Origin of the sequence: Methylobacterium sp. J-092, assembly GCF_022829325.1 — a bacterium.
Taxonomy (GTDB): Bacteria; Pseudomonadota; Alphaproteobacteria; order Rhizobiales; family Beijerinckiaceae; genus Methylobacterium.
Map to the genome: position 1 here is coordinate 1 of NZ_JAKSXU010000226.1, position 19,830 is coordinate 19,830.

16 protein-coding genes are annotated in these 19,830 nt (G+C 73.2%); 3 read left to right on the plus strand and 13 right to left on the minus strand.

All coding sequences use genetic code 11. The features are described from left to right. Window positions 1–167: 167 nt before the first annotated feature. Window positions 168–1,652 (plus strand): efflux transporter outer membrane subunit, encoded by a 1,485-nt coding sequence (locus tag MKK60_RS28050; protein ID WP_147863002.1) that lies wholly within the window; start codon window positions 168–170, stop codon window positions 1,650–1,652. Window positions 1,653–1,680: 28 nt separating this feature from the next. Here the strand turns inward: MKK60_RS28050 and MKK60_RS28055 are convergent, their stop codons facing one another. The 5 genes from MKK60_RS28055 to MKK60_RS28075 form a co-directional block, all read right to left on the minus strand. Then, on the minus strand, window positions 1,681–3,351 hold the full coding sequence (locus MKK60_RS28055) for a methyl-accepting chemotaxis protein (protein WP_243989340.1): 1,671 nt from the start codon (window positions 3,349–3,351) through the stop codon (window positions 1,681–1,683). A gap of 216 nt (window positions 3,352–3,567) precedes the next feature. Further along, window positions 3,568–5,097, minus strand: a complete 1,530-nt coding sequence (gene murJ / locus MKK60_RS28060) for a murein biosynthesis integral membrane protein MurJ (protein ID WP_243989341.1) — start codon at window positions 5,095–5,097, stop codon at window positions 3,568–3,570. 110 nt (window positions 5,098–5,207) lie between these two features. Continuing rightward, a complete protein-coding gene (locus MKK60_RS28065) occupies window positions 5,208–7,496 on the minus strand; it encodes a xanthine dehydrogenase family protein molybdopterin-binding subunit (RefSeq protein ID WP_243989342.1) in 2,289 nt (762 codons plus the stop codon). 100 nt (window positions 7,497–7,596) lie between these two features. Further along, the gene (locus tag MKK60_RS28070; RefSeq protein ID WP_243989343.1) at window positions 7,597–8,430 is read right to left on the minus strand and encodes an SDR family NAD(P)-dependent oxidoreductase; all 834 of its coding nucleotides are present in this window, start codon (window positions 8,428–8,430) and stop codon (window positions 7,597–7,599) included. 251 nt (window positions 8,431–8,681) lie between these two features. Further along, on the minus strand, window positions 8,682–10,214 hold the full coding sequence (locus MKK60_RS28075) for a flavin-containing monooxygenase (RefSeq protein ID WP_279604285.1): 1,533 nt from the start codon (window positions 10,212–10,214) through the stop codon (window positions 8,682–8,684). 213 nt (window positions 10,215–10,427) lie between these two features. Here MKK60_RS28075 and MKK60_RS28080 point away from each other — a divergent pair, with 213 nt between their 5' ends. Next, the gene (locus tag MKK60_RS28080; RefSeq protein ID WP_147844384.1) at window positions 10,428–11,123 is read left to right on the plus strand and encodes a TetR/AcrR family transcriptional regulator; all 696 of its coding nucleotides are present in this window, start codon (window positions 10,428–10,430) and stop codon (window positions 11,121–11,123) included. Between the two features lie 12 nt (window positions 11,124–11,135). Here the strand turns inward: MKK60_RS28080 and MKK60_RS28085 are convergent, their stop codons facing one another. The 4 genes from MKK60_RS28085 to MKK60_RS28100 form a co-directional block, all read right to left on the minus strand. Next, the gene (locus MKK60_RS28085) at window positions 11,136–11,921 is read right to left on the minus strand and encodes an SDR family NAD(P)-dependent oxidoreductase (protein ID WP_243989344.1); all 786 of its coding nucleotides are present in this window, start codon (window positions 11,919–11,921) and stop codon (window positions 11,136–11,138) included. A gap of 456 nt (window positions 11,922–12,377) precedes the next feature. Beyond that, a complete protein-coding gene (locus tag MKK60_RS28090; protein WP_187274983.1) occupies window positions 12,378–12,521 on the minus strand; it encodes a hypothetical protein in 144 nt (47 codons plus the stop codon). A 3-nt stretch (window positions 12,522–12,524) separates the two neighbouring features. Beyond that, on the minus strand, window positions 12,525–12,911 hold the full coding sequence (locus MKK60_RS28095; protein WP_243989345.1) for a hypothetical protein: 387 nt from the start codon (window positions 12,909–12,911) through the stop codon (window positions 12,525–12,527). Window positions 12,912–13,316: 405 nt separating this feature from the next. Then, complete coding sequence (locus tag MKK60_RS28100) at window positions 13,317–13,916, minus strand: superoxide dismutase (RefSeq protein ID WP_147729591.1); 600 nt, start codon at window positions 13,914–13,916, stop codon at window positions 13,317–13,319. Window positions 13,917–14,157: 241 nt separating this feature from the next. Here MKK60_RS28100 and MKK60_RS28105 point away from each other — a divergent pair, with 241 nt between their 5' ends. Next, window positions 14,158–15,093 (plus strand): hypothetical protein, encoded by a 936-nt coding sequence (locus tag MKK60_RS28105; RefSeq protein ID WP_243989346.1) that lies wholly within the window; start codon window positions 14,158–14,160, stop codon window positions 15,091–15,093. Window positions 15,094–15,150: 57 nt separating this feature from the next. Here MKK60_RS28105 and MKK60_RS28110 read toward each other — a convergent pair whose 3' ends face one another. From MKK60_RS28110 to MKK60_RS28125, 4 genes are all read right to left on the minus strand, one after another. After that, window positions 15,151–16,896, minus strand: a complete 1,746-nt coding sequence (locus tag MKK60_RS28110) for an HWE histidine kinase domain-containing protein (RefSeq protein WP_243989347.1) — start codon at window positions 16,894–16,896, stop codon at window positions 15,151–15,153. A 315-nt stretch (window positions 16,897–17,211) separates the two neighbouring features. After that, window positions 17,212–17,937: a tRNA (guanine(46)-N(7))-methyltransferase TrmB gene (locus MKK60_RS28115; RefSeq protein WP_243989348.1), complete on the minus strand. Its 726-nt coding sequence runs from the start codon at window positions 17,935–17,937 to the stop codon at window positions 17,212–17,214. Between the two features lie 102 nt (window positions 17,938–18,039). After that, window positions 18,040–19,218 carry a methionine adenosyltransferase gene (gene metK, locus MKK60_RS28120; RefSeq protein WP_243989349.1) on the minus strand — a complete coding sequence of 393 codons (1,179 nt, stop codon included), beginning with the start codon at window positions 19,216–19,218 and terminating at the stop codon, window positions 18,040–18,042. 182 nt (window positions 19,219–19,400) lie between these two features. Then, window positions 19,401–19,805, minus strand: coding sequence for a helix-turn-helix domain-containing protein (locus MKK60_RS28125; protein WP_147729573.1), 405 nt, complete (start codon window positions 19,803–19,805; stop codon window positions 19,401–19,403). Window positions 19,806–19,830: the final 25 nt, after the last annotated feature.

Below are 19,830 nucleotides of genomic sequence, written 5' to 3' on the forward strand. Positions count from 1 at the left end.
CTGCCTCGACCGCCTCCGGCACCGGGTGAACGCCCGCCGCCGCGGCGGCGCAGCGGCCCTGCCGGCGGGGGAATGATGCGGTTTCGATCGATGCAGGACGGGGTCGGCGCACCCCCCTCTCCCCGCGCGCGGGGAGAGGGGATGCGCACCCAGCTTGGCGCCATGTCCTGAGGACGGGCGGTCTCGTCGCCCTCACCACCGCCCTGTCGGCCTGCGTCGTCGGCCCAGACTACGCGCGCCCGTCCGTCGAGACGCCGCTGGCGTTCAAGCAGGGCGGCGCCCGCGAGGATTCGGTCGCCTTCGTCGCGTCGCGGAAGAACTGGCGCCCCGGCCTCCCCAACGACGCGGCCGAGCGCGGCGACTGGTGGCGGGTGTTCAAGGACCCGGCGCTCGACCGGCTGATCCGCCTCGTCGACGTCGACAACCAGAGCCTGCGCCAATCCGTGGCGAACTACCGGCAGGCGCGGGCGATCGTCGAGTCGGCCCAGGCCGCGCTCTACCCGACGGTCATCGGCGCCCCGAGCATCACCCGCTCGCGCACGCTGGGCTCCGAGCGCACCTCCGTGTCGATCCAGGGGCAGGCGAGCTGGGAGCTCGACCTGTTCGGCCGCATCCGCCGGACCATCGAGACCGAGGCGGCCCTGGCCCAGGCCGACGCCGCGACGCTGGCGCTGACGCGCCTGACCATCCAGGCGGAGGTGGCCAACAACTACCTGTCGCTGCGCTACGCCGATTCGCTGGTGCGGGTGCTCAACGCCAACGTCGAGAACTTCAAGCGCACGGTGGCGATCACCGAGAACCAGTACAATGCCGGCGTCGCCGCGCGCTCGGACGTGATCACCGCGCAGACGCAGGTGCAGACCACCCAGGCCTCGGCGATCGCCGCGACCCTCACCCGCGCCCAGTTCGAGAACGCGATCGCCACGCTCGTCGGCCGCCCGCCCTCGGAGCTGTCGCTGCCGGTGGCGCCGCTGGCGCTGGTGCCGCCCGCGGTGCCGGTCGGCATCCCCGCCGCCCTGCTCGAGCGCCGCCCGGACGTGGCCCAGGCCGAGCGCACCGTCCAGGCGCAGAGCGAGCAGATCGGCGTCGCGGTGGCCGCGCTCTATCCGACCGTGACGCTCTCGGCCTCGGGCGGGATCTCGGGGCTCACCAGCAACGGCCTGCTCTCGGCGGCCAACCAGGTCTGGGCGGTGTCGGCGGCCGGCAGCGAGGTGCTGTTCGACGGCGGCGCGCGCTCGGCCGCGATCACCGCCGCGCGGGCGGCCTACGACGCGGCGGTGGCGAACTACCGCCAGACCGTGCTCGCCGCCTTCGCCGACGTGGAGAACGGCCTCGTCGGCGTGCGCATCCTCGCCCGCCAGCAGGTGGCGCAGGACGAGGCCGTGACGCTGGCCCGCCGCGCCGTCGAGATCACCCTGAACGAGTACCGCGCCGGCACCCAGAACTTCACCACCGTCGTCACCGCCCAGGCGCTGCAGCTCAACAACGAGGTCGCGGCGCTGCAGGTGCGGCTCGCCCGCTTCACCACCGCCGTCGGCCTGATCCGGGCGCTCGGCGGCGGCTGGGACGCGCGCGCGCTGCCGAGCGATGCCGAGCTGAAGGGCCCGCGCCTGCCGATCGACCTGTCGCCGGCGGTGCACCCGGACGAGTAGCCGGCCCGTCGCGCAAGGCCTGACGCCGTCAGGCGGCGCGCACCGTGGCGAGGAAGCGGTCGACCTCCGCGCCCAGGTGCCCGGATTGGCGCGACAGCGCGCCGGCCGAGGTCAGGACCTGGGCGGCGGCGGCGCCGGTCTCCTCGGCCGCGCTCGACACGCCGGCGATGGTGCTCGTCACCGCGCCGGTCCCCGTCGCCGCCTGGCCGACGTTGCGCACGATCTCCCGGGTCGCCGCGCCCTGCTCCTCCACCGCCGCCGCGATCGTCGTCGCCATCGCGTCGATGTCGCGGATGCGGCGGGTGATCGCGGCGATCGCCTCCACCGCGTGGCCGGTCGCGCCCTGGATCTGCGTGACCTGGCCCGCGATCTCCTCCGTCGCCCGGCCGGTCTGGGCGGCGAGCGCCTTGACCTCGGAGGCCACCACCGCGAAGCCGCGGCCGGCCTCGCCGGCGCGCGCCGCCTCGATGGTGGCGTTGAGCGCGAGCAGGTTGGTCTGGCCGGCGATGTCGGCGATCAGGCCGACGACGTCGCCGATCCGCCCGGCCGACCGGCTGAGGGCGTCGACGAGCCGGACGGTGTCGTCCGCCTGCGCCACGGCGGCCTGGGCGAGGTCGGCCGAGCCGCTGACCTGGCGCCCGATCTCGGCCACCGACGCGCCGAGCTCCTCGGCGGCCGCCGCGACGGTGTTGACGTTCGAGGCCGCCTCCTCGGCCGCCGCCGCCACGGTGGCGGATCGGTCGGCGGTCTCCGTCGCGGTCGCCGTCATCGTCCGGGCGGTGGCCTGCAGCTCGGTCGCGGAGGCGGCGAGCGTGCCGACGATCCCGCCGACCGCTTGCTCGAAGCCGTCGGCCACGGCGCGCATCGCGGCGGCGCGCTGCACCGCGGCGCCGGCCCGCGCCGCCTCGCTCTCCGCTTCGAGGGTGCGGGCGTGGATCAGGTTGTCCTTGAACACCTGGATCGCGGCGGCGATCGCGCCGACCTCGTCGCGGCGCCCCCGGCCGGGCACCGCCACGGTGGCGTCGCCCCCGGCGATCCGCCCCATCGCGGCGATGATGCGGTCGAGCGGCCGGGCGATGCCGCGCATCACGAAGGCGATGCCGCAGAGCGCGCAGAGCAGGGCGCCGGCGCAGACCGCCACCGTGAGCCGCAGGGCGGAGTCGTAGCTGAGGGCGGCGTCGGCGGAGGCGGCGTCGCCGCCCCGGTCGTTCAGGGCGGAATCCGCGTCGAGCACCTTCAAGGCCGCGTCCAACGGCATCCGCGAGCGGTCGAAGGCGGCGACCATGCGTGCCCTGTCGCCGTCCCGCGCGGCGGCGACGAGCTGGCCGCGCAGGTCGAGATAGGCGGCCCACTGCCCCTTGAAGCCGTCCCACAGGGCGGCCTCCTCCGGGCTCGAGATCAGCGGCTCGTAGGACGTCACGGCCTTCGCGATCGCCGCGAGGCGGGTGGCGCCGACCGCGTCGAGCTCCGCCGGCGGCTCGGCCGCCAGGACGTAGCGCGCGTCGACGAGGCGGAGGCGGGCGGTGGCGTATTTCAATTCGCCGAGCCAGCGCACGCTCGGCAGCCAGTTCGTCGCGATCTCGGTCGCGCTGGCGTTGACGGCGCGCAGCTTGGAGGCGGCGAACCGGCCCTGCCCGGCGATGCCGACGGTGAGGATGCCGATGACGCCGATCAGCGCGGCCTTGATGGTCAACCGCATGATGGGACGGTCCTCGGATTGTGCGACTGAGGTCATCCTAGTGCGAAGGACTTAAATGACGCTGAATTCGAAGACGTGCAATTGTTTGTCCTCGTTTCCTGGAAGATCTAAATTCAAGAGTGAAATAGAGAACGATAGCTCAACTGCTGGTGTGCAATCTTCCGGGCTGCAAGACTGCCGCGATCGCGACCGCCGCGATCGCGGCCGCCGCCCATCTCAGGCGCGTCGCAGGCGCAGCCCGAACAGGTGGAGCAGGCCCGCGAGCAGGCCGCCGTAGATCGCCGCGCCGGCGATCCCGAGGAGCGCCAGCACCGCGATCTCGCGGCCGCGCGGCAGGGCGGGCACGACGGATTCCGCCAGCGGCAGGCCGTAGACCGCCACCAGCGCCAAGCCGGCGCAGGCGAGCGCGACGCCGAGCACCGTGAGGCCGAGCGTGCGCCCCGGCGCGGTCCAGCCGCGGCGCCAAGCGAGGGCGACGAGCAGCGCGAGGTTGACCCACTGGCTGATCGCGGTGGCGAGCGCGAGCCCGGCGACGCCGTAGGGGCCGGTGAGCCAGAGCTTGAGCACGACGTTGACGGCGATGGCGGTGAGCGAGGCCCAGAGCGGCGTCCGCGTGTCCTGCCGGCTGTAGAAGCTCGCCACCGCCGAGCGCACCAGCACCACCGCCGGCAGCGCCAGCCCGTAGGCGGCCAGCACCGAGGCGGCCCGCGCGGCATCCTCGGCCGAGAAGGCGCCGCGCTGGAACAGGGCGGCCATGGTCAGGCCGGGCAGCGTCAGGAAGGCCACCGTGAACGGGGCCGAGAGCGCGAGCGAGAACCCGGCGGCGCGGTTCTGGGCGGCGTGCGCCTCGGCGACGTCGCCGGCCGCGATCCGCCGGCTCATCTCCGGCAGCAGCACCGTGCCGGCGGCGATGGCGATGACGCCGAAGGGCAGCTGGTAGAGCCGGTCGGCGTACCACAGGGCCGAGACCGCGCCGGTCGGCAGCCAGCTCGCGATGATGGTGTCGGCAAACGTCGCGATCTGGAACCCGGCCGCGCCGATCACCGCCGGCCCGAGCACGGTGAAGAACCGGCGCATCGCCGGATCGCGGACGGCCGGCGCGGTGAGCCGCGGCGCGACGCCGGCCCGCCGGCAGGCCCACCACAGCAGCCCGAACTGCAGCACGCCCGAGACCGCGACGCCCCAGGCGGCGGCGTGCGCCGCGTCGGGGAACAGGAAGGCCAGCGCGAACGCCGCCAGCATCGCGAGGTTCAGCAGCACCGGCGCGCCCGCCGCCACGGCGAAGCGGCGCTGCGCGTTGAGCACGCCGGAGAGCAGCGTCACCAGCGTCATGAACAGCAGGTAGGGGAAGGTGATGCGGGTGAGCGCCACCGCGAGGTCGAAGCGCTGCGGATCCTGCGAGAAGCCCGGCGCCAGCGCCCGCACCACCCACGGCATCAGCGGCAGCGCGAGCGCCAGCAGCGCGATCTGCACCGCCAGCATCAGCGTGAAGATCCGGTCGGCGAAGCGCTGCGCCGCGCCGTCCGCGCCGGCCTCCGACAGCCCGGCATAGGCCGGCACGAAGGCGGTGTTGAACGCGCCCTCGCCGAAGATCGCGCGGAAATGGTTCGGCAGGCGGAAGGCGACGACGAAGGCATCGGCCATCGGCCCGGCCCCCATCACCGCCGCCATCACCACGTCGCGGCCGAAGCCTGTGACCCGCGACACCAGCGTCCAGCCCCCGACGGAGAGGATCGCGCGGATCACCGGTTCGTCCCGAATGCGAGTGCCGTCACGCCGCCCACCGTTGCTGAAGCCCGGCGGAGGCTTACGGTCGCGGCCGCCGGCAACGCAAGCGTGCGGCCGCTAGGGCCCCGTCACGCCAGGGTCTCGCCGCGGATCGGCAGGCGGCGGTGGCGCTGGCCGGTGGCGTGGTAGACCGCGTTGGCGATCGCCGCGTTGACGCCGATGATGCCGAGCTCGCCCAAGCCTTTCAGGCCGAGCGGGTTCACCTTCCGGTCCTCGTCGGGGACGAACAGGACCTCGATCTCGGGCGTGTCGGCCGCGGTGGCGACGAGGTATTCGGCGAGATCCGCGTTGCGGTAGTGGCCCCGGTCGAGCACGGTCTCCTCCAGCAGCGCCGAGCCGAGGCCCCAGATCATGCCGCCGGCGAGCTGGCTGCGGGCGGTCAGCGGGTTGAGGATGCGCCCGGCCGCGAACGCCCCGAGCAGGCGCGAAACCCGGATCTCCCCGGTCTCGGCGTGGACGCGGACCTCGGCGAACTGCGCGCCGAACGCCCAGGACAGGTGCTCGCCGCCGCTGCTGAGGGTGATGTGGCCGGCCCGCAGCGCGTCGAGGCTCTTCGCGCCGCCGCCCTCGGGGACGAACTCGGCCAGGGTCTCGATCCCGGCGGGGTCGAGCCGGGCGACCGCCTCGTCGAGCGCCACGCCGCCCCCGTCGGCCCGCGCCAGCCGTCGGCCGACGAGGCGCAGGCGCGCGGGGTCGGCGCCGGCCAGCGGCGCGCCGGCGGCGGTGCAGGCGGCGGCCAGCCGCGCGCGCAGCTGCTCGCAGGCGAGCGCCAGGGTGCTGAGGAGGCTCGTCGTGGTCGAGGAGCCGCCCGAGATGCCGGCCGGGGGCAGCGCGGTGTCGCCGAGCCGCACCGTCACCGCCGCGATCGGCACGCCGAGCCCGTCGGCCGCGGCCATCGCCAGCAGCGTGGTGATGCCGTTGCCGATCTCGTGGTGCGCGGTCTCGACGGCGACGCGGCCGTCGGGTCGAAGCGCGACGCGCATCGTCGCGGGGGCGATCTTCACCGGCCGCACCGAGGTGGCGCAGCCGAGCCCGACCCGCCAGGCCCCGTCCCGCATCGCGCCGGGGCGGGGGATGCGGCGCGACCAGCCGAAGGCCTCGGCGCCGGCATCGAAGCAGGCCATCAGCGGACGCGACGAGAACGGCTTGCCCGAGACCGGGTCGGTCACCGTGTCGTTGCGCCGGCGCAGCGCGATCGGGTCGAGGCCGAGCGCCCAGGCCATCTCGTCGACCGCGCTCTCGAGGGCGAACAGGTAGGGCACCTCGGGCGGCGCCCGCATCGGGCCCGGCGTGTTGCGGTCGACCCGCACGGCGCGCTCGTCGGTGCGGATGTCGGGGCAGGCGTAGAGGCTCGCGGTCACGTCGGTGCCCTCCATCGCGAAGGCGTCGAAGCGCGAGGTCGTCATCGCCGCCTCGTGCACCAGGGCGGTGAAGCGCCCGGTGCGGTCGGCGCCCAGGCGGAGGTCGTGGCGCGTCTCCGGGCGGTGGTTCGCGATGGTGAAGCCCTGCCGCCGGGTCGGCACCAGCGCGACCGGGCGGCCGAGGTCGCGGGCGGCGAGGGCGACCAGCGCCGTGTGCTGCGACAGCGCGAGCTTCGAGCCGAAATGGCCGCCGATCGGCCCCGACACGACGCGGATGTCGGCCGGGTCCATGCCGAGCTGCGCGGCGAGCCCGTGCTGCAGCGCGCCGACGTAGCGCGAGGGCTCGTGCACGGTGAGCCGGCCGCCGTCCCAGGCGCAGGCGGTGGTGAACAGCTCCATCGGGTTGTGGTGCTGCACCGGCGTCTCGTAGCGCGCCGCGATCCGCATATCGGCCCGGGCGAGCGCGGCGTCGGCATCGCCCCGGCGCGGATCCGCGTGCTCGGGCTTCAGGTCGGCCAGCCGCACGGTCTCGGCGCCGGCCTCGTCGAAGGTGGCCGCGAACGACGCCTCCGCGTAGGCGACGCGGACGCGGGCGGCGGCCTCCTCGGCCGCGCCCTGCGTCTCGGCGACGACGAGGGCGACGATCTGGCCGGCATAGGCGACCTCGTCCGAGCCGAGCGGCAGGTGCGCGCTGTTGGCGTAGCCGCCGGCCATCAGGTGCTTCACCGGCGCGATCCGCCCGGCGAGGTCGCGATGGGTGAAGATCCGCAGGCAGCCCGGCGTCGCCGCGGCGGCGGCCAGGTCGAAGCCGCGGATGCGCCCGCGCACGATCGTGCTGGTGACGAGCGCGGCGTGGGCACGCCCCGGCAGCGCGACGTCGGAGGAGAACCGCGCCCGGCCCGTCACCTTGGCCGGGCCGTCGACCCGCACCTGCGGGCGCCCGAGCAGGCCTTCCTCGGCACCGGCCTGGGCCGGGTCGGCGATCGGGTGATCCATCGGCGCGCTCCACTTCGCTTCGGTCCGGGACCGGTCGAGGGGAGGTGTGCCTCGCTCTCCGCGCGGCAAGGCTTTCGCCGTGGCCCGCGGCGATCCGCGCTCAGGTCGCGGCGCGGTCGCGCGGCAGCAGCTTCTGGATGACGTTCCAGTACGAGACCGGCACGAGGCGCTCGATCAGCGCGATCAGCTTGGCGTCCGAGCCGACGAGCACCCGGCCCTGCCGGCGCTCCACCGCCGCCAGGATGATCTCGGCCGCCCGCTCCGGGGCGAGCTTCAGCATCCTGTTGGCGGCGGCCCGGCCGCGGGCGGCCTCCTCGGCGGTCATGTGCGCGGGCAGGCGGGCGCTGTCGGCGACCGAGGTGGCGACGCCGCCCGGATGCACCACGGTGACGCCGATCGCGGTGCCGGCGAGCTCGTGCCGCAGCGCCTGCGAGAAGCCGCGCACCGCGAACTTGCTCGCGGAATAGGCGGTCTGGCCCGGCGGCGCGATCAGCCCGTAGAGGCTCGACAGGTTGACGATCCGCGCTTCCGGCTGCGCCCGCAGCAGCGGCAGGAAGGCGCGGGTCATCCGCACCACGCCCCAGAAGTTGATCTCGAACAGCCATTCGAAATCGGCCTCCGTCACGTTCTCGAAGGTGCCGCCGAGCGCCACGCCGGCATTGTTGATCAGCACGTCGAGGCCGCCATGGGCCGCCTCGACCGCGGCCGGCAGCGCGGCGATGGCGTCGCGGTCGGCGACGTCGAGGGGGTGGCGGCTGATGCGGACCCGGTTCGTCGCGATCATCCGCTCGGTCTCCTCCAGCCCGGCGACGTTGCGGTCGGCCAGCGCCAGGTTGCAGCCGCGCGCGGCCAGCCCCACCGCCAGCGCACGGCCGATGCCGCTCGCCGCGCCGGTGATCAGGGCCGTGCGGTTCTCGAGGTTCCAGTTCGGCATGGGGGCTCGCTGCATGTTTGGTGGATGAAACGCGCGGTCCACTTCCCCTCCCCCTCTGCGGGGGGAGGGTGGCCCGCGAAGCGGGTCGGGAGAGGGGAGCGCCGCATCCGGCACTGTCGCTCCCCTCTCCCGACCCTCGCGTCAGCCGAGGCCCACCCTCCCCCGCACCCAAGTCGGGCCTGCCCGACTTGGGCACACAGGGTGCGGATCTCGGGCAAGCCCGAGATCCGTCGGGGGGAGGGAAGGGAGGCTCACGCCGCGCGCTTGGCCGTCTCGCGGCGCGAGAACCGCATCGTGCCGTCGTCGAGGCGGCCGAACTTCAGGGCGGCGGTGTCGAGGATGTAGTTCTGGTGCAGCTTCCACGGCTTGGTGTCGGCCTGCTTCGGCAGCAGGTGCGCGGCGCGGGTGACGTAGCCGGAGGTCAGCGGCAGGGTCGGCTCGGTGTTGAGCCGGCCGGTATCCGCCAGGGGCTCGCAGCGCGCGAAGCCGTTGGCGTCCATGTGGTTGATGAGCCGGCAAAGATAGCGCGCGGTCAGCTCGCTCTTCAGGGTCCACGAGGCGTTGGTGTAGCCGATCGTCACTGCGAAGTTCGGCACGCCCGACAGCATCATGCCCTTGTACAGGAACGTGTTCTCCGGCTCGACCGCACTGCCGTCGACGGAAAGCGTCATCCCGCCGATCATCTTCATCCGGAGGCCCGTGGCGGTGACGACGATGTCGGCCGGCAGCGTCTTGCCGGAGGCGAGCCGGACGCCGTCCTCGGTGAAGCTGGCGATCGTGTCGGTCTCGACCGAGGCGGCGCCGGAGCGGATCGCCTTGAACAGGTCGCCGTCCGGCACGAGGCAGAGGCGCTGGTCCCACGGCTTGTAGCTCGGGGTGAAGTGCTTGGCGACGTCGTAGTCGGGGCCGAGCTGCGCGCGCACGCCGTCGAGGATGCGCTTGGTCATCGCCGCCGGCTTCTTGCGCGCGAACTGGTAGAAGAAGATGCCGAGCGCGACGTTCTTCGCCCGCGTCAGCCGGTGGGCGAGGCCGGCCGGCAGCTTTTCGCGCAGCCAATGCGCGATTCTGTCCCGGCTCGGCAGGGCGACGATGTAGGTCGGCGAGCGCTGCAGCATCGTGACGTGCTGCGCGGTCTTGGCCATCGCCGGCACCAGCGTCACCGCGGTGGCGCCCGAGCCGATCACCACCACGCGCTTGCCGTCCCAGGACAGGTGCTCGGGCCAGGCCTGCGGGTGCACCACCGGCCCGGCGAAGCGCTCGCGCCCGGGAAAGTCCGGGCTGTAGCCGTGGTCGTAGGCGTAGTAGCCGCTGCACACCGACAGGACCGCGCAGGTGTAGCGCACCGGCTCGGCGGCTTCGCCGACCTCGGCGTCGAGGGTCCACAGGGCGGCGGCCGAATCCCAGGCCGCCCGCATCACCCGGGTGCCGAAGCGGATCTTTTGGTCGATGCCCTCGGCCTGCGCGGTCTCGCGGACGTAGCTCAGGATCGAGGCGCCGTCGGCGATCGCCCGGTCGCTGCGCCAGGGGCGGAAGCTGAAGCCGAAGGTGTAGAGGTCGGAATCCGAGCGCAGGCCGGGATAGCGGAACAGGTCCCAGGTGCCGCCGATCGCGTCGCGGCTTTCCAGGATGGCGTAGGTCTTCCGCGGGCACTCGGTCTGCAGGTAGTGCCCCATGACGATGCCGGAGAGCCCGGCGCCGACGACCAGCACGTCGAAATGCCGGGCGGCGTCCGCGGCGGAGGCGGGCGCCCGAGGCGGACTCGTGGGGTGCGAGGCGTCGTTCATGGCATCGGGCTCCGGCGGTTTCGCGCGTCGCCCCGATTTAAGGTGGACACCTTATAGACGTCAACGGGCTACCACCGTAAAATGCATCTGGCGCGAAACGTGATGGTGCCGGACGCGCCCCGCGCTCGGCGGATCGCAGGCCGGATCAGGGTGCAGGTGGATCGATGGGGCGGCCAAGTCGGACGGCGGGCCTGAGGCGATGAGGGCGGGGCGATGAGGACGGGCCCTGCGGCGCGCGCGAAGGATCTGCCGAAGGGCGTTGCCGGGGCCGCGGGCAGGAGCGGCGCGACGCGCGTCGCGAAGCCCGGCACGCGCGACCGCGTGCTCGCGGCCTGCCGCGACCTGTTCAACGAGCGCGGTCCGGCCGCCGTCACCACCGCCGAGATCGCCGCCGCGGTCGGCATCAACGAGGGCAATCTCTACTATCACTTCCAGCGCAAGGAGCAGATCCTGGAGGCGCTGTTCTCGGCCTTCGAGCAACGGCTCGAGGCGGTGGCGACGGCCTACGCGACGCAGGCGGGCGAGGCGCGCTACGCCCCCTACCTCGCCGGCTGGTTCACGCTGATGTGGGAGTGGCGCTTCTTCTACCGCGACGGCGGCACGATCTTCCGGCTCGCGCCGGCCCTGCGGCCGCGGCTGAAGACGGTCAGCGATTCCGGCCAGGACCACGTCCGGCAGGCGCTCGCCGGGATGAAGGCGGCGGGCCTGCTCAGGGCAGGCCCGGCGGAGACCGAGCACCTGATCGTCAACGCCTGGATCGTCTCGACCTACTGGATCGACTACCTGCGCTCGCGCCGCGGCCTCGGCGAGGTCCGGCGCGAGCACCTGGATTGGGGCGCGGCCCAGGTGGCGAGCCTGTTCCGGCCCTACCTGACCGAGGCCGGGCTCGCCGCCGCCGCGCTGGCCTGAGCCGCCGGCGGCTCAGGCCGCGCGGTAGCGCTCCGCCGCATGCGGCCGCCCGAGATTGGGCAGCATCGCCTGGCGCCCGGCCTCGTAGGCGCTCCACTGCCCGGCATCGGGCAACGGCGGGATCGTCACGGTCTCGCGCCGGTCGAAGCCGACGAGGGCGGCGTCCACCAGCTCGCCGACCTCCATGACGTTGTCGAGGGTGTTCACGTCGGCGCCGGAGCGCTCCCAGATCTCGGTGCGGGTGGCGGCCGGCAGCACCGCCTGGACGTGCACCCCCTTGGGCCCGAGCTCGAGATGCAGCCCCTGGCTGAGATAGAGCACGAAGGCCTTGGTCGCCCCGTACACCGACATGCCGAGTTCCGGGGCGAGGCCGACGACCGAGCCGATGTTGATGATCGCGCCGGTGCCGGCCCGGACGAAGCGCGGCGCCGCGGCGTTGGCGAGCCGCGTCAGCGCGGTGACGTTGAGGGCGATGAGGGCGGCGAGCGGACCGGGATTCTGATCGACGAAGGGCCCCAGCACCGCCGCGCCGGCATTGTTGACGAGCACGCCGATGCGCGCGTCCTCACGCAGGTGCGCCTTGACGCCGGCGAGGTCGGCCTCCACGGTCAGGTCGGCCTGGACCACGTCCACGGCGATTCCGGCCTCGCGCCGCAGCCGGTCGGCGAGGGCTTCGAGGCGCTGCCCGTCGCGGGCGACCAGCACGAGGTCGTGGCCGCGCCGCGCGAAGCGGTCGGCATAGGTGGCACCGATCCCGGACGAGGCGCCGGTGACGAGAACTGCGGGCTTGGTGGACATGGCCGATCTCTCCTGCTCGAACATGATGGTCATCATGTATAAGCCGACATGATGACCATCATGGTCTGCGTCAAGCGCGGTGATCGGGGCCGGTGTGAGGTGGCGCACAGGGCGCGGTTTTCGCCGGATCGGATGCGAGCCGGCGGCTCAGCAAGCCGACGTCATGCGCCGCGACCGAAGCGGAAGCGCCTCTCCCTCCCCCCGACGGATCTCGGGCCTGCCCGAGATCCGCACCGTGTGTGCCCAAATCGGGCGGGCCCGACTTGGGTGCGGGGGAGGGTGGCCCGCGAAGCGGGTCGGGAGAGGGGAGCGCGCTGTCCGGATATGGCGCTCCCCTCACCCGACCCTCGCTGACGCGAGGCTCACCTTCCCCCGCAGAGGGGGGAGGGAAGTTGGGGTGGATTCACCGTCGCCTGGATGGATGAAGGCTGTTGCCCGTCTGAGCCGGGGGGCGGATCAGCGATGCGCAGAGACGGGTTTGCTGGCCGAGCCCTGTTCCGCGCCGCGCGGGCGGAACGCCCGGCTGCCGAGAGCGAAGAAACCCACGGCCCCGCCGATGACGACGCCGACCAGCAGAAGGAGGAGATTCGTGTCGGGCATCGCTCAACTCTCGCTCTGGATGAACCGAATGACGAACTGCCCGGAGGCGGGCAGCGCGGCGCCGAGGAGCATCCACCAGATGGCTTCGCCCTGCGGCCAGTTGTGATCCTTGACGTAGGGTACGATGAAGGCGGCACCTACGATAGCGATCCCGAGCGTGTTCGAGAAGCTGCCATAGAGCTTGATGTGCTCATTCCAACGCTTGGCCTCGAGCTTCCTGAGATCGGGCTTGAGTTCGATCCGCCTCCGCCGATGCGAGAAGTACAGTCGCAGAGCCGCGGCCGCAAAACCGGCCAGGGCGCCGAGAAGGGGAAGGGCCAGCCTGGTTCCGGTTCGGTCGGCGATCCAGTTGGCCGAGCCGTCGAGCAGACCTGCGAGGTCGCCGGGCATCGATTTCCCCCTCGGAGACCTGCGCCGGGAAACGGGCGCTCCCGACCGGCGGGACAATGTGCGTCGTAGGCGGATGGACGCCGCCGTCGCCAAGCTTGGACGCGGCCCGTTGGTGGACACGCACCGGCCGTGCGATCGAACGCGACGAAAACGGCCGGTGCTGGACGCCTCGGGGCGGGACGACGCCTGTCAGGGGTGGCTTCCCTCCCCCCGCACCCAAGTCGGGCCTGCCCGACTTGGGCACACGGGGTTGCGGATCTCGGGCAAGCCCGAGATCCGTCGGGGGGAGGGAAGAGGCGGTGGCGTGATCGTCCAAGAGATGGGTGAAGGCCGTCGCCGATCCGGGACGTGGCGCCGCGAGGTGCGACGCCCGGCCCGCCCAGCGGCGACCTCCGCTACGCCGTCTCAGGCGGTGGCTTCGCCGTACAGCGTCTCGACGTGTTCCCAGTTCACGAGGTTCTCCAGGAACGCCTTGAGGTAGTCGGGGCGGCGGTTGCGGTAGTCGATGTAGTAGGAGTGCTCCCACACGTCGACGCCGAGGATCGGCTTGGCGCCGTGCACCAGCGGGTTCTCGCCGTTCGGGGTCTTCATGATGGCGAGCTTGCCGTCCTTGACCGCGAGCCAGGCCCAGCCCGAGCCGAACTGGCCGATGCCGGCCTGGATGAAGTCCGCCTTGAACTTCTCCGCGCCGCCGAGATCCTCGTCGATCTTCTTGGCGAGGCTGCCCGGGATCGCGCCGCCGCCGTTGGGCTTCATCCACTGCCAGAAGTGCAGGTGGTTGAAGTGCTGGCCGGCGTTGTTGAACAGCGGCTGGTTGTTGCCGTAGCTCGCCGTGACGATCTCCTCGACGCTCTTGCCCTCGAGACCGGTGCCCTCGAGCAGCTTGTTGCCGGTGTCGACGTAGGCCTTGTGGTGCTTGTCGTGGTGGAACTCGAGGGTTTCCTTCGACATGTACGGGGCCAGCGCGTCGTAGGCGTAGGGCAGTTCCGGCAGGGTGAAGGTCATCAGATTCTCCGTCTTGTCGAGGTCTTCTGGACGGGCGTGCGGAATCGTGCCGCGCGCCGCGCTCGACGGGGTAACGACCGGAAGGTAAGTCGGTGCCCCCGCCGCGGCAACGCCGGAACCGGCACGAAGCCCGTGGAAACCGCTACGCCGCGGGGCCGACTCCGGGTCGCCGGCGTTTTGCAAAACGCCGGCAAGGTCTTACTACGATCCTGGCGTATCCGGCCCCGACTTCGAGAGTTCCATGATCATTGCGCTGTTCGCGCTCAGTGCCGCGATGGTGATCGGCGGCGTCGTCGCCGTGATCCAGGGGTTCCCCTTCGTCCGCCTGGAGAGCGGGCTCTCCATGGTGATCGCGGGCGCGACCGTCGCCTCGGCCGGGGCGGTGCTCTCCGGCCTCGCGGTGGTGGCGATGGGCCTGCGCCGGGTCGCCCACGCCTTCGACGCCCGCCGCATCGTCGACGCCGTCAGCACGATGCAGGACGGGGTCCGCCTGCCCCCGGCGGCCCCCGCGCCGGCGGCCCCCGCGCCGGCGTCCCTCGCGGTCCCGGCCGCGCCCGCGCCGACCGACCCGGCGCCGGCCCGCCCGATGCTGCCCAACGTGCTGGTGCCGGCCGCCGGCGCCGGCCTGCTCGGCGGCCAGAGCCGGACCGATCCGGTCTTCACGGAGGGCTACGCCGAGCCGTCGATCCCCGAGCCTTCGATGCCGGAGCCGGCCGAGGCCCATGCCGAGCCGGCGGTCCCGCACCCCGAACCGGCGGTCCCGCCCCCCGCGGCGCACGAGCCGGAGCCCGCCGCCCCGATGCCGGCCGAGGCGCAGGCCGAGCCGGAGCTGCCGCTCCCCGGCCTCACGCCGCCGGAGCCGGAGCCGGCCGCGCACGTCCCGCCGCCCCCGCCTCCGCTCGCCCCCGAGCCGGAGGACGACCTGTTCGCCCCGACCGAGCCGCCGGCCCTGCGCCGGAGCCTCGATGCCGAGCCCGCGCGGGAGGCCCCCGAGCCCGAGCCGGACACCCGCGAGGTCGTCGGCCGCTACGCCTCGGGCGGCAACACCTACGTGATGTACGCCGACGGCGCGATCGAGGCGGACACGCCGCAGGGCCGCTTCACCTTCGCCTCCCTCGACGAGCTGAAGGCCTTCGTCGAGGGCGGCGGCGAAGCCGGCAGCCGCGGCGCCGCCTGAAGGCGTTTCGCGCGCGCTCCCTCCCCCGCAGAGGGGGAAGGGGCACGTGCCCGTGCGTCAGCCCGGCGGGTCGAGGCTGGCGTTCCGCACCGGAAGCGGGGCCAGCATCGTGAGGGCGAAGCCGCCGGGGGCGTAGAGGGTCTCGACCTCGGCCTGCACCTGCGTCGTCAGCACCCGCTGCAGCAGGCGCGAGCCGAAGCCCTGGCGGCGGGGCGGCTCCACCGCCGGGCCGCCGCTCTCGCGCCAGGCGAAGCGCAGCATCCCGGCCGGGCCGCCCGGCAGGACCGCCCAGGCGACCGAGATCCGCCCGCGCCGGTTGGACAGCGCACCGTACTTGGCGGCGTTGGTGGTGAGCTCGTGGATCGCCATGCCGATCGGCACCGCGATCTCGGAGGGCAGCGCCGTGTCCGGCCCGTCGAGCACGATGCGGCCGTCGAGGGCCCCGTCCGCATCGGCGGCCTCGCCCTCGCCCGCCTGCGCCTCGGCGTAGGGGCGCAGCTCGCTCAGCAGCAGCGTGCGCAGGTCCGCCGTCTGCCAGGTCGCCTCGGTGAGCACCGAATGGGTGTGGGCGAGCGACTTGATGCGGCCGACGAAGGCTTCGTAGAAGCTCTCGATGCTGGACGCCGTCCGCGCGGTCGAGCCGACGATCGCCTGCACCGTCGCCAGGGTGTTCTTCACCCGGTGGTGCAGCTCGCGGATCAGCAGCGCCTGCCGCTCCTCGGCCAGGCGCTGGTCGGTAACGTCGGCGACGAGGCCGATCAGCCGCCGCGGCAGCCGGTTCGGGGCGTCGCGCTCGAAGCGGCCGGCGAGGTCGATGGTGCGCCACGCGCCGTCGCCGCGGCGGCGGATGCGGCCCGTGGTGTGCAGGATCGCGTCGTCGCGCAGCGCCTGCGAGATCGCCAGCCGCACCGCGGCGCGATCGTCCGGGTGCAACGTATTGCGGAGGAACTCGGTCTTGCCGATGGTGCCGTCCTCGGGCGTGTGCCCGAAGATCTCGAACATCCGCTCGTTCTCCCAGATCGCGTGGTCCTCGAGCATGTGCCACTCGAAGATCCCGAGCCGGGCGACCGTGGTCGCGACCCGCAGGCGCTGGTCGCGGGCGGCGAGCCCGTCGCGGGCCTCGACCCGCGTGGTCACGTCCTGCACCACGCCGACCATGCCGGTGCGGCGCCCGTCTTCGGCATGGACCGGGCGGCCGCGCACGTCGACGATGATCTCGCGCCCGTCCGCCTCCCGCGTCAGGCGGGTCTCGAAGCGGTAGGCGCCGTCGCGCGCCATCGCGTCCCGGACCACGGCCTGGATCCGGTCGGGCTCGCCCGCGGAGAGGCCGGCGCGCAGGATGTCCCAGGTCGCGGAGGAGCCGGGGGGATGGCCGAGGATCTGCGCGGCGCGGCGCGACAGCACGAGGCGGCCGGTGCTCCGCTCCCAGCGCCACTCGCCGAGGCCCGCCGCGGCGAGGTCCTGGCGGTTCTCCTCGGAGCGGGCCGCCTCGTCGGCATCCACCGCCTCGACGACGAGGACGGTCCCGCCGGCGCCGGAGCGGCGCACCCGCACCTCGACCGAGCCGCCGTCGGCATGGAGCCAGGGATGGATGCCGTCGGCGATCCGGCCGCCGCCGACGAGGTCGGCGGCCGGCCGCCCCGCGAGCGCGCCGGGTGGGTGGCCGAGCAGGGCGCAGAGCGCGGGGTTGGCGTCGCGCAGGCGCGCGCCGTCCTGCGACAGCACGGCCAGCCCGATGGCGGCCTCCTCGAAGGCCGCGCGCCGCGGGTCGTCCACCGGGCCGTGATCGTCCCTGTCGGTCACACCGTCCCCTCGAACGCGCGGTCGCGCCGTCTCGAAAAGCGTCGCCCCGACGGAGGCACCGAGCGGGCGCCCGACAGGAGCGCGCCCAAGATGGGGCCGGGGCCGAAGCGGGGCAAGTCGCCCAGCGGCGCCTGCGGCTTCGACAACAGCTTAGTTGACCCCGTCGCCCCGGCCGATCCTCGAAGAAAGCCGCCGAACGCCGCCCGAGGCCGCCGCGAGGATCGTGCGGGTCGCCTGCGCGGGCCACCGGCGCTCTCCTCCGGCTCCCGGTGGCCGGCCCCGCGACCTCACGCATCGTCGCCTGCGGACGGGGCCTCAGCCCGGCGCGACGCGCGCGAACTCGAGGTAGGTCGGGCGGCGCCCGGCCGCGATCGCCTTCGCCTCGTAGCGGGTGCCGGGCCAGCCGGGATAGGGCTGCGTCCAGTCGGCGGCCGTGCGCGCCGTCCAGCGCAGGTGCGGGCAGCGGGCGGTGCGGACCAGGGTCCAGCCGACGTAGTCATCGATGTCGCTGGCGAAGCGGAACAGGCCGCCGGGCCGCAGCACCCGGGCGATCTCGGCGAGCGACTCGTCCGAGACGAAGCGGCGCTTGCGCTGGCGCCGCTTCGGCCAGGGATCGGGGTAGAGCAGGTAGACCCGCGCGAGGCTGGCTTCCGGCAGGGCGGCGAGCAGCGGCGACACGTCCTCGTCGCGGATGCGGACGTTGCGCAAGGCCCGCTCGTCGACGGCGCGCAGCAGCTTGGCGACGCCGTTGACGAAGGGCTCGGCGCCGATGATGCCGATCTCGGGATGGGCCGCCGCCTGCGCCGCCAGGTGCTCGCCGCCGCCGAAGCCGATCTCGAGCCAGACCTCCGACGGGCCTCGGGCGAGGCCGGGAAACAGCGTCGCCGGGTCGAGGGGGCGGCCGTCGGCGGGCGGGTCGACGCGCAGGCGCGGGAGCAAGTCCGACAGGCGCTGCTCCTGCAGCCCGCGCAGGCGCTTGCCCTTGCGTCGGCCGAAGAAGGCCCGCTCTGAGGCGTCGGCCGGGAGGCTGGTGTCGGTCACGGGGAAACTCGTTGGGAGGCTCACGCCTCGATCGGCGACCGGATCGGGCGCAGGCCCCTCTCCCGTTCGGGAGAGGGGGCCGCCGGCGCGGGGTCGAAACCCTTACGCCAGGGCCGATCTCAGCTTGTCGGCGAGGTCGGTGCGCTCCCAGGAGAAGCCGCCGTCGGCGTCCGGGGCGCGGCCGAAATGGCCGTAGGCCGAGGTGCGGGCGTAGATCGGCTTGTTGAGGCCGAGCGCCAGGCGGATGCCGCGGGGCGAGAGGTCGAGGGCGTCCATCAGCACGCCCTCCAGCTTGGTCTCGTCGACCTTGCCGGTGCCGTGCAGGTCGACGTAGATCGACAGCGGCTTGGCCACGCCGATGGCGTAGGCGAGCTGGATCGTGGCGCGCGAGGCGAGGCCGGCGGCGACGACGTTCTTGGCGAGGTAGCGCGCGGCATAGGCCGCCGAGCGGTCGACCTTGGTCGGGTCCTTGCCCGAGAAGGCGCCGCCGCCGTGGGGCGCCGCGCCGCCGTAGGTGTCGACGATGATCTTGCGGCCGGTGAGGCCGGCATCGCCGTCGGGGCCGCCGATGACGAACTTGCCGGTCGGGTTCACGTGCCAGACCGTGCCCTCGTTGATCCAGCCCTCGGGCAAGGCCGCGCGGATGTAGGGCTCGACGATGGCGCGCACGTCGGCCGAATCGAGCGACTCGTCCAGATGCTGGGTCGAGAGCACGATCTGCGTCGCCTCGACCGGGCGGCCGTTGGCGTAGCGCACCGTGACCTGGCTCTTGGCGTCGGGGCCGAGCTTGGCCGCGTCGCCCTGCCTGGCCTTGCGGGCGTCGGCGAGGTCCTTGAGGATCTTGTGGGCGTAGAAGATCGGGGCCGGCATCAGCTCCGGGGTCTCGTCGGCGGCGTAGCCGAACATGATGCCCTGGTCGCCCGCGCCCTCGTCCTTGTTGCCGGCCGCGTCCACGCCCTGGGCGATGTCGGCCGACTGGGCGTGCAGGTAGATCTGCACGTCGTTGTTCTTCCAGTGGAACCCGGACTGCTCGTAGCCGATGTCCTTCACCGCCTCGCGGGACAGCGCCTCGAGGTCCTTGAAGGTCACCGAATCGGGGCCGCGGACCTCGCCGGCGATCACGACGCGGTTGGTCGTGGTCAGCGTCTCGACGCCGAGGCGGGCTTCCGGCATCGCGGCGATGTAGGCATCGACCACGGTGTCGGAGATCCGGTCGCTCACCTTGTCGGGGTGGCCCTCGGAGACGGATTCGCTCGTGAACAGGAAGTCCGAACGCGGCATCGTGAGAGCACCCCGGTTGACGGGTGCGCCTTCCTGATCGCGGCGCTTGACCCGGTTGTGAGGGCCGGAGTTCTGGCACCGGCTCCCGGCAGGGTCAAGGTGGAATGCCGAACGGATCCGTTATACCGTACGAAGCGGACGGCCGATCGGTCCGAAGGTGCTACCACAGGGACGCGGTGGCCTCAGCCGCTCAACTTGCGCTCGAGGGCCTGGACCGCGGCGGCGAGGTCGCGCCGCGTGTCGGCCGAGCAGTTCTCGGAGACGTGGCGGGCCACCATCTCGGCCACGCCCTGCCAGCCGGCGTCGAGCGGGCGCTGCGGCGTGTCGCCGAAACCCTCGACGGCGTGGTCCTCGTCCCGGGGCATCCCGTTGAAGAAGTGGTCCAGCGGCACGCCGGTCATGCGCGAGAAGATGTCGAGATGGATCGCGCTGATGCGGTTGGTGCCCTTCTCGTACTTCTGCAGCTGCGCCGCGGACATGCCGAAGCTCTGGGCGACGCGGCGCTGGGTCAACGACGCCTTGCGCCGTTGTTCCGCGATGCGTTGCCCGACATAAACGTCCCGTTGATCCGTCTTCTGGCCTGCCATCACTCGTCTCGCGTGCGCGCCCCCA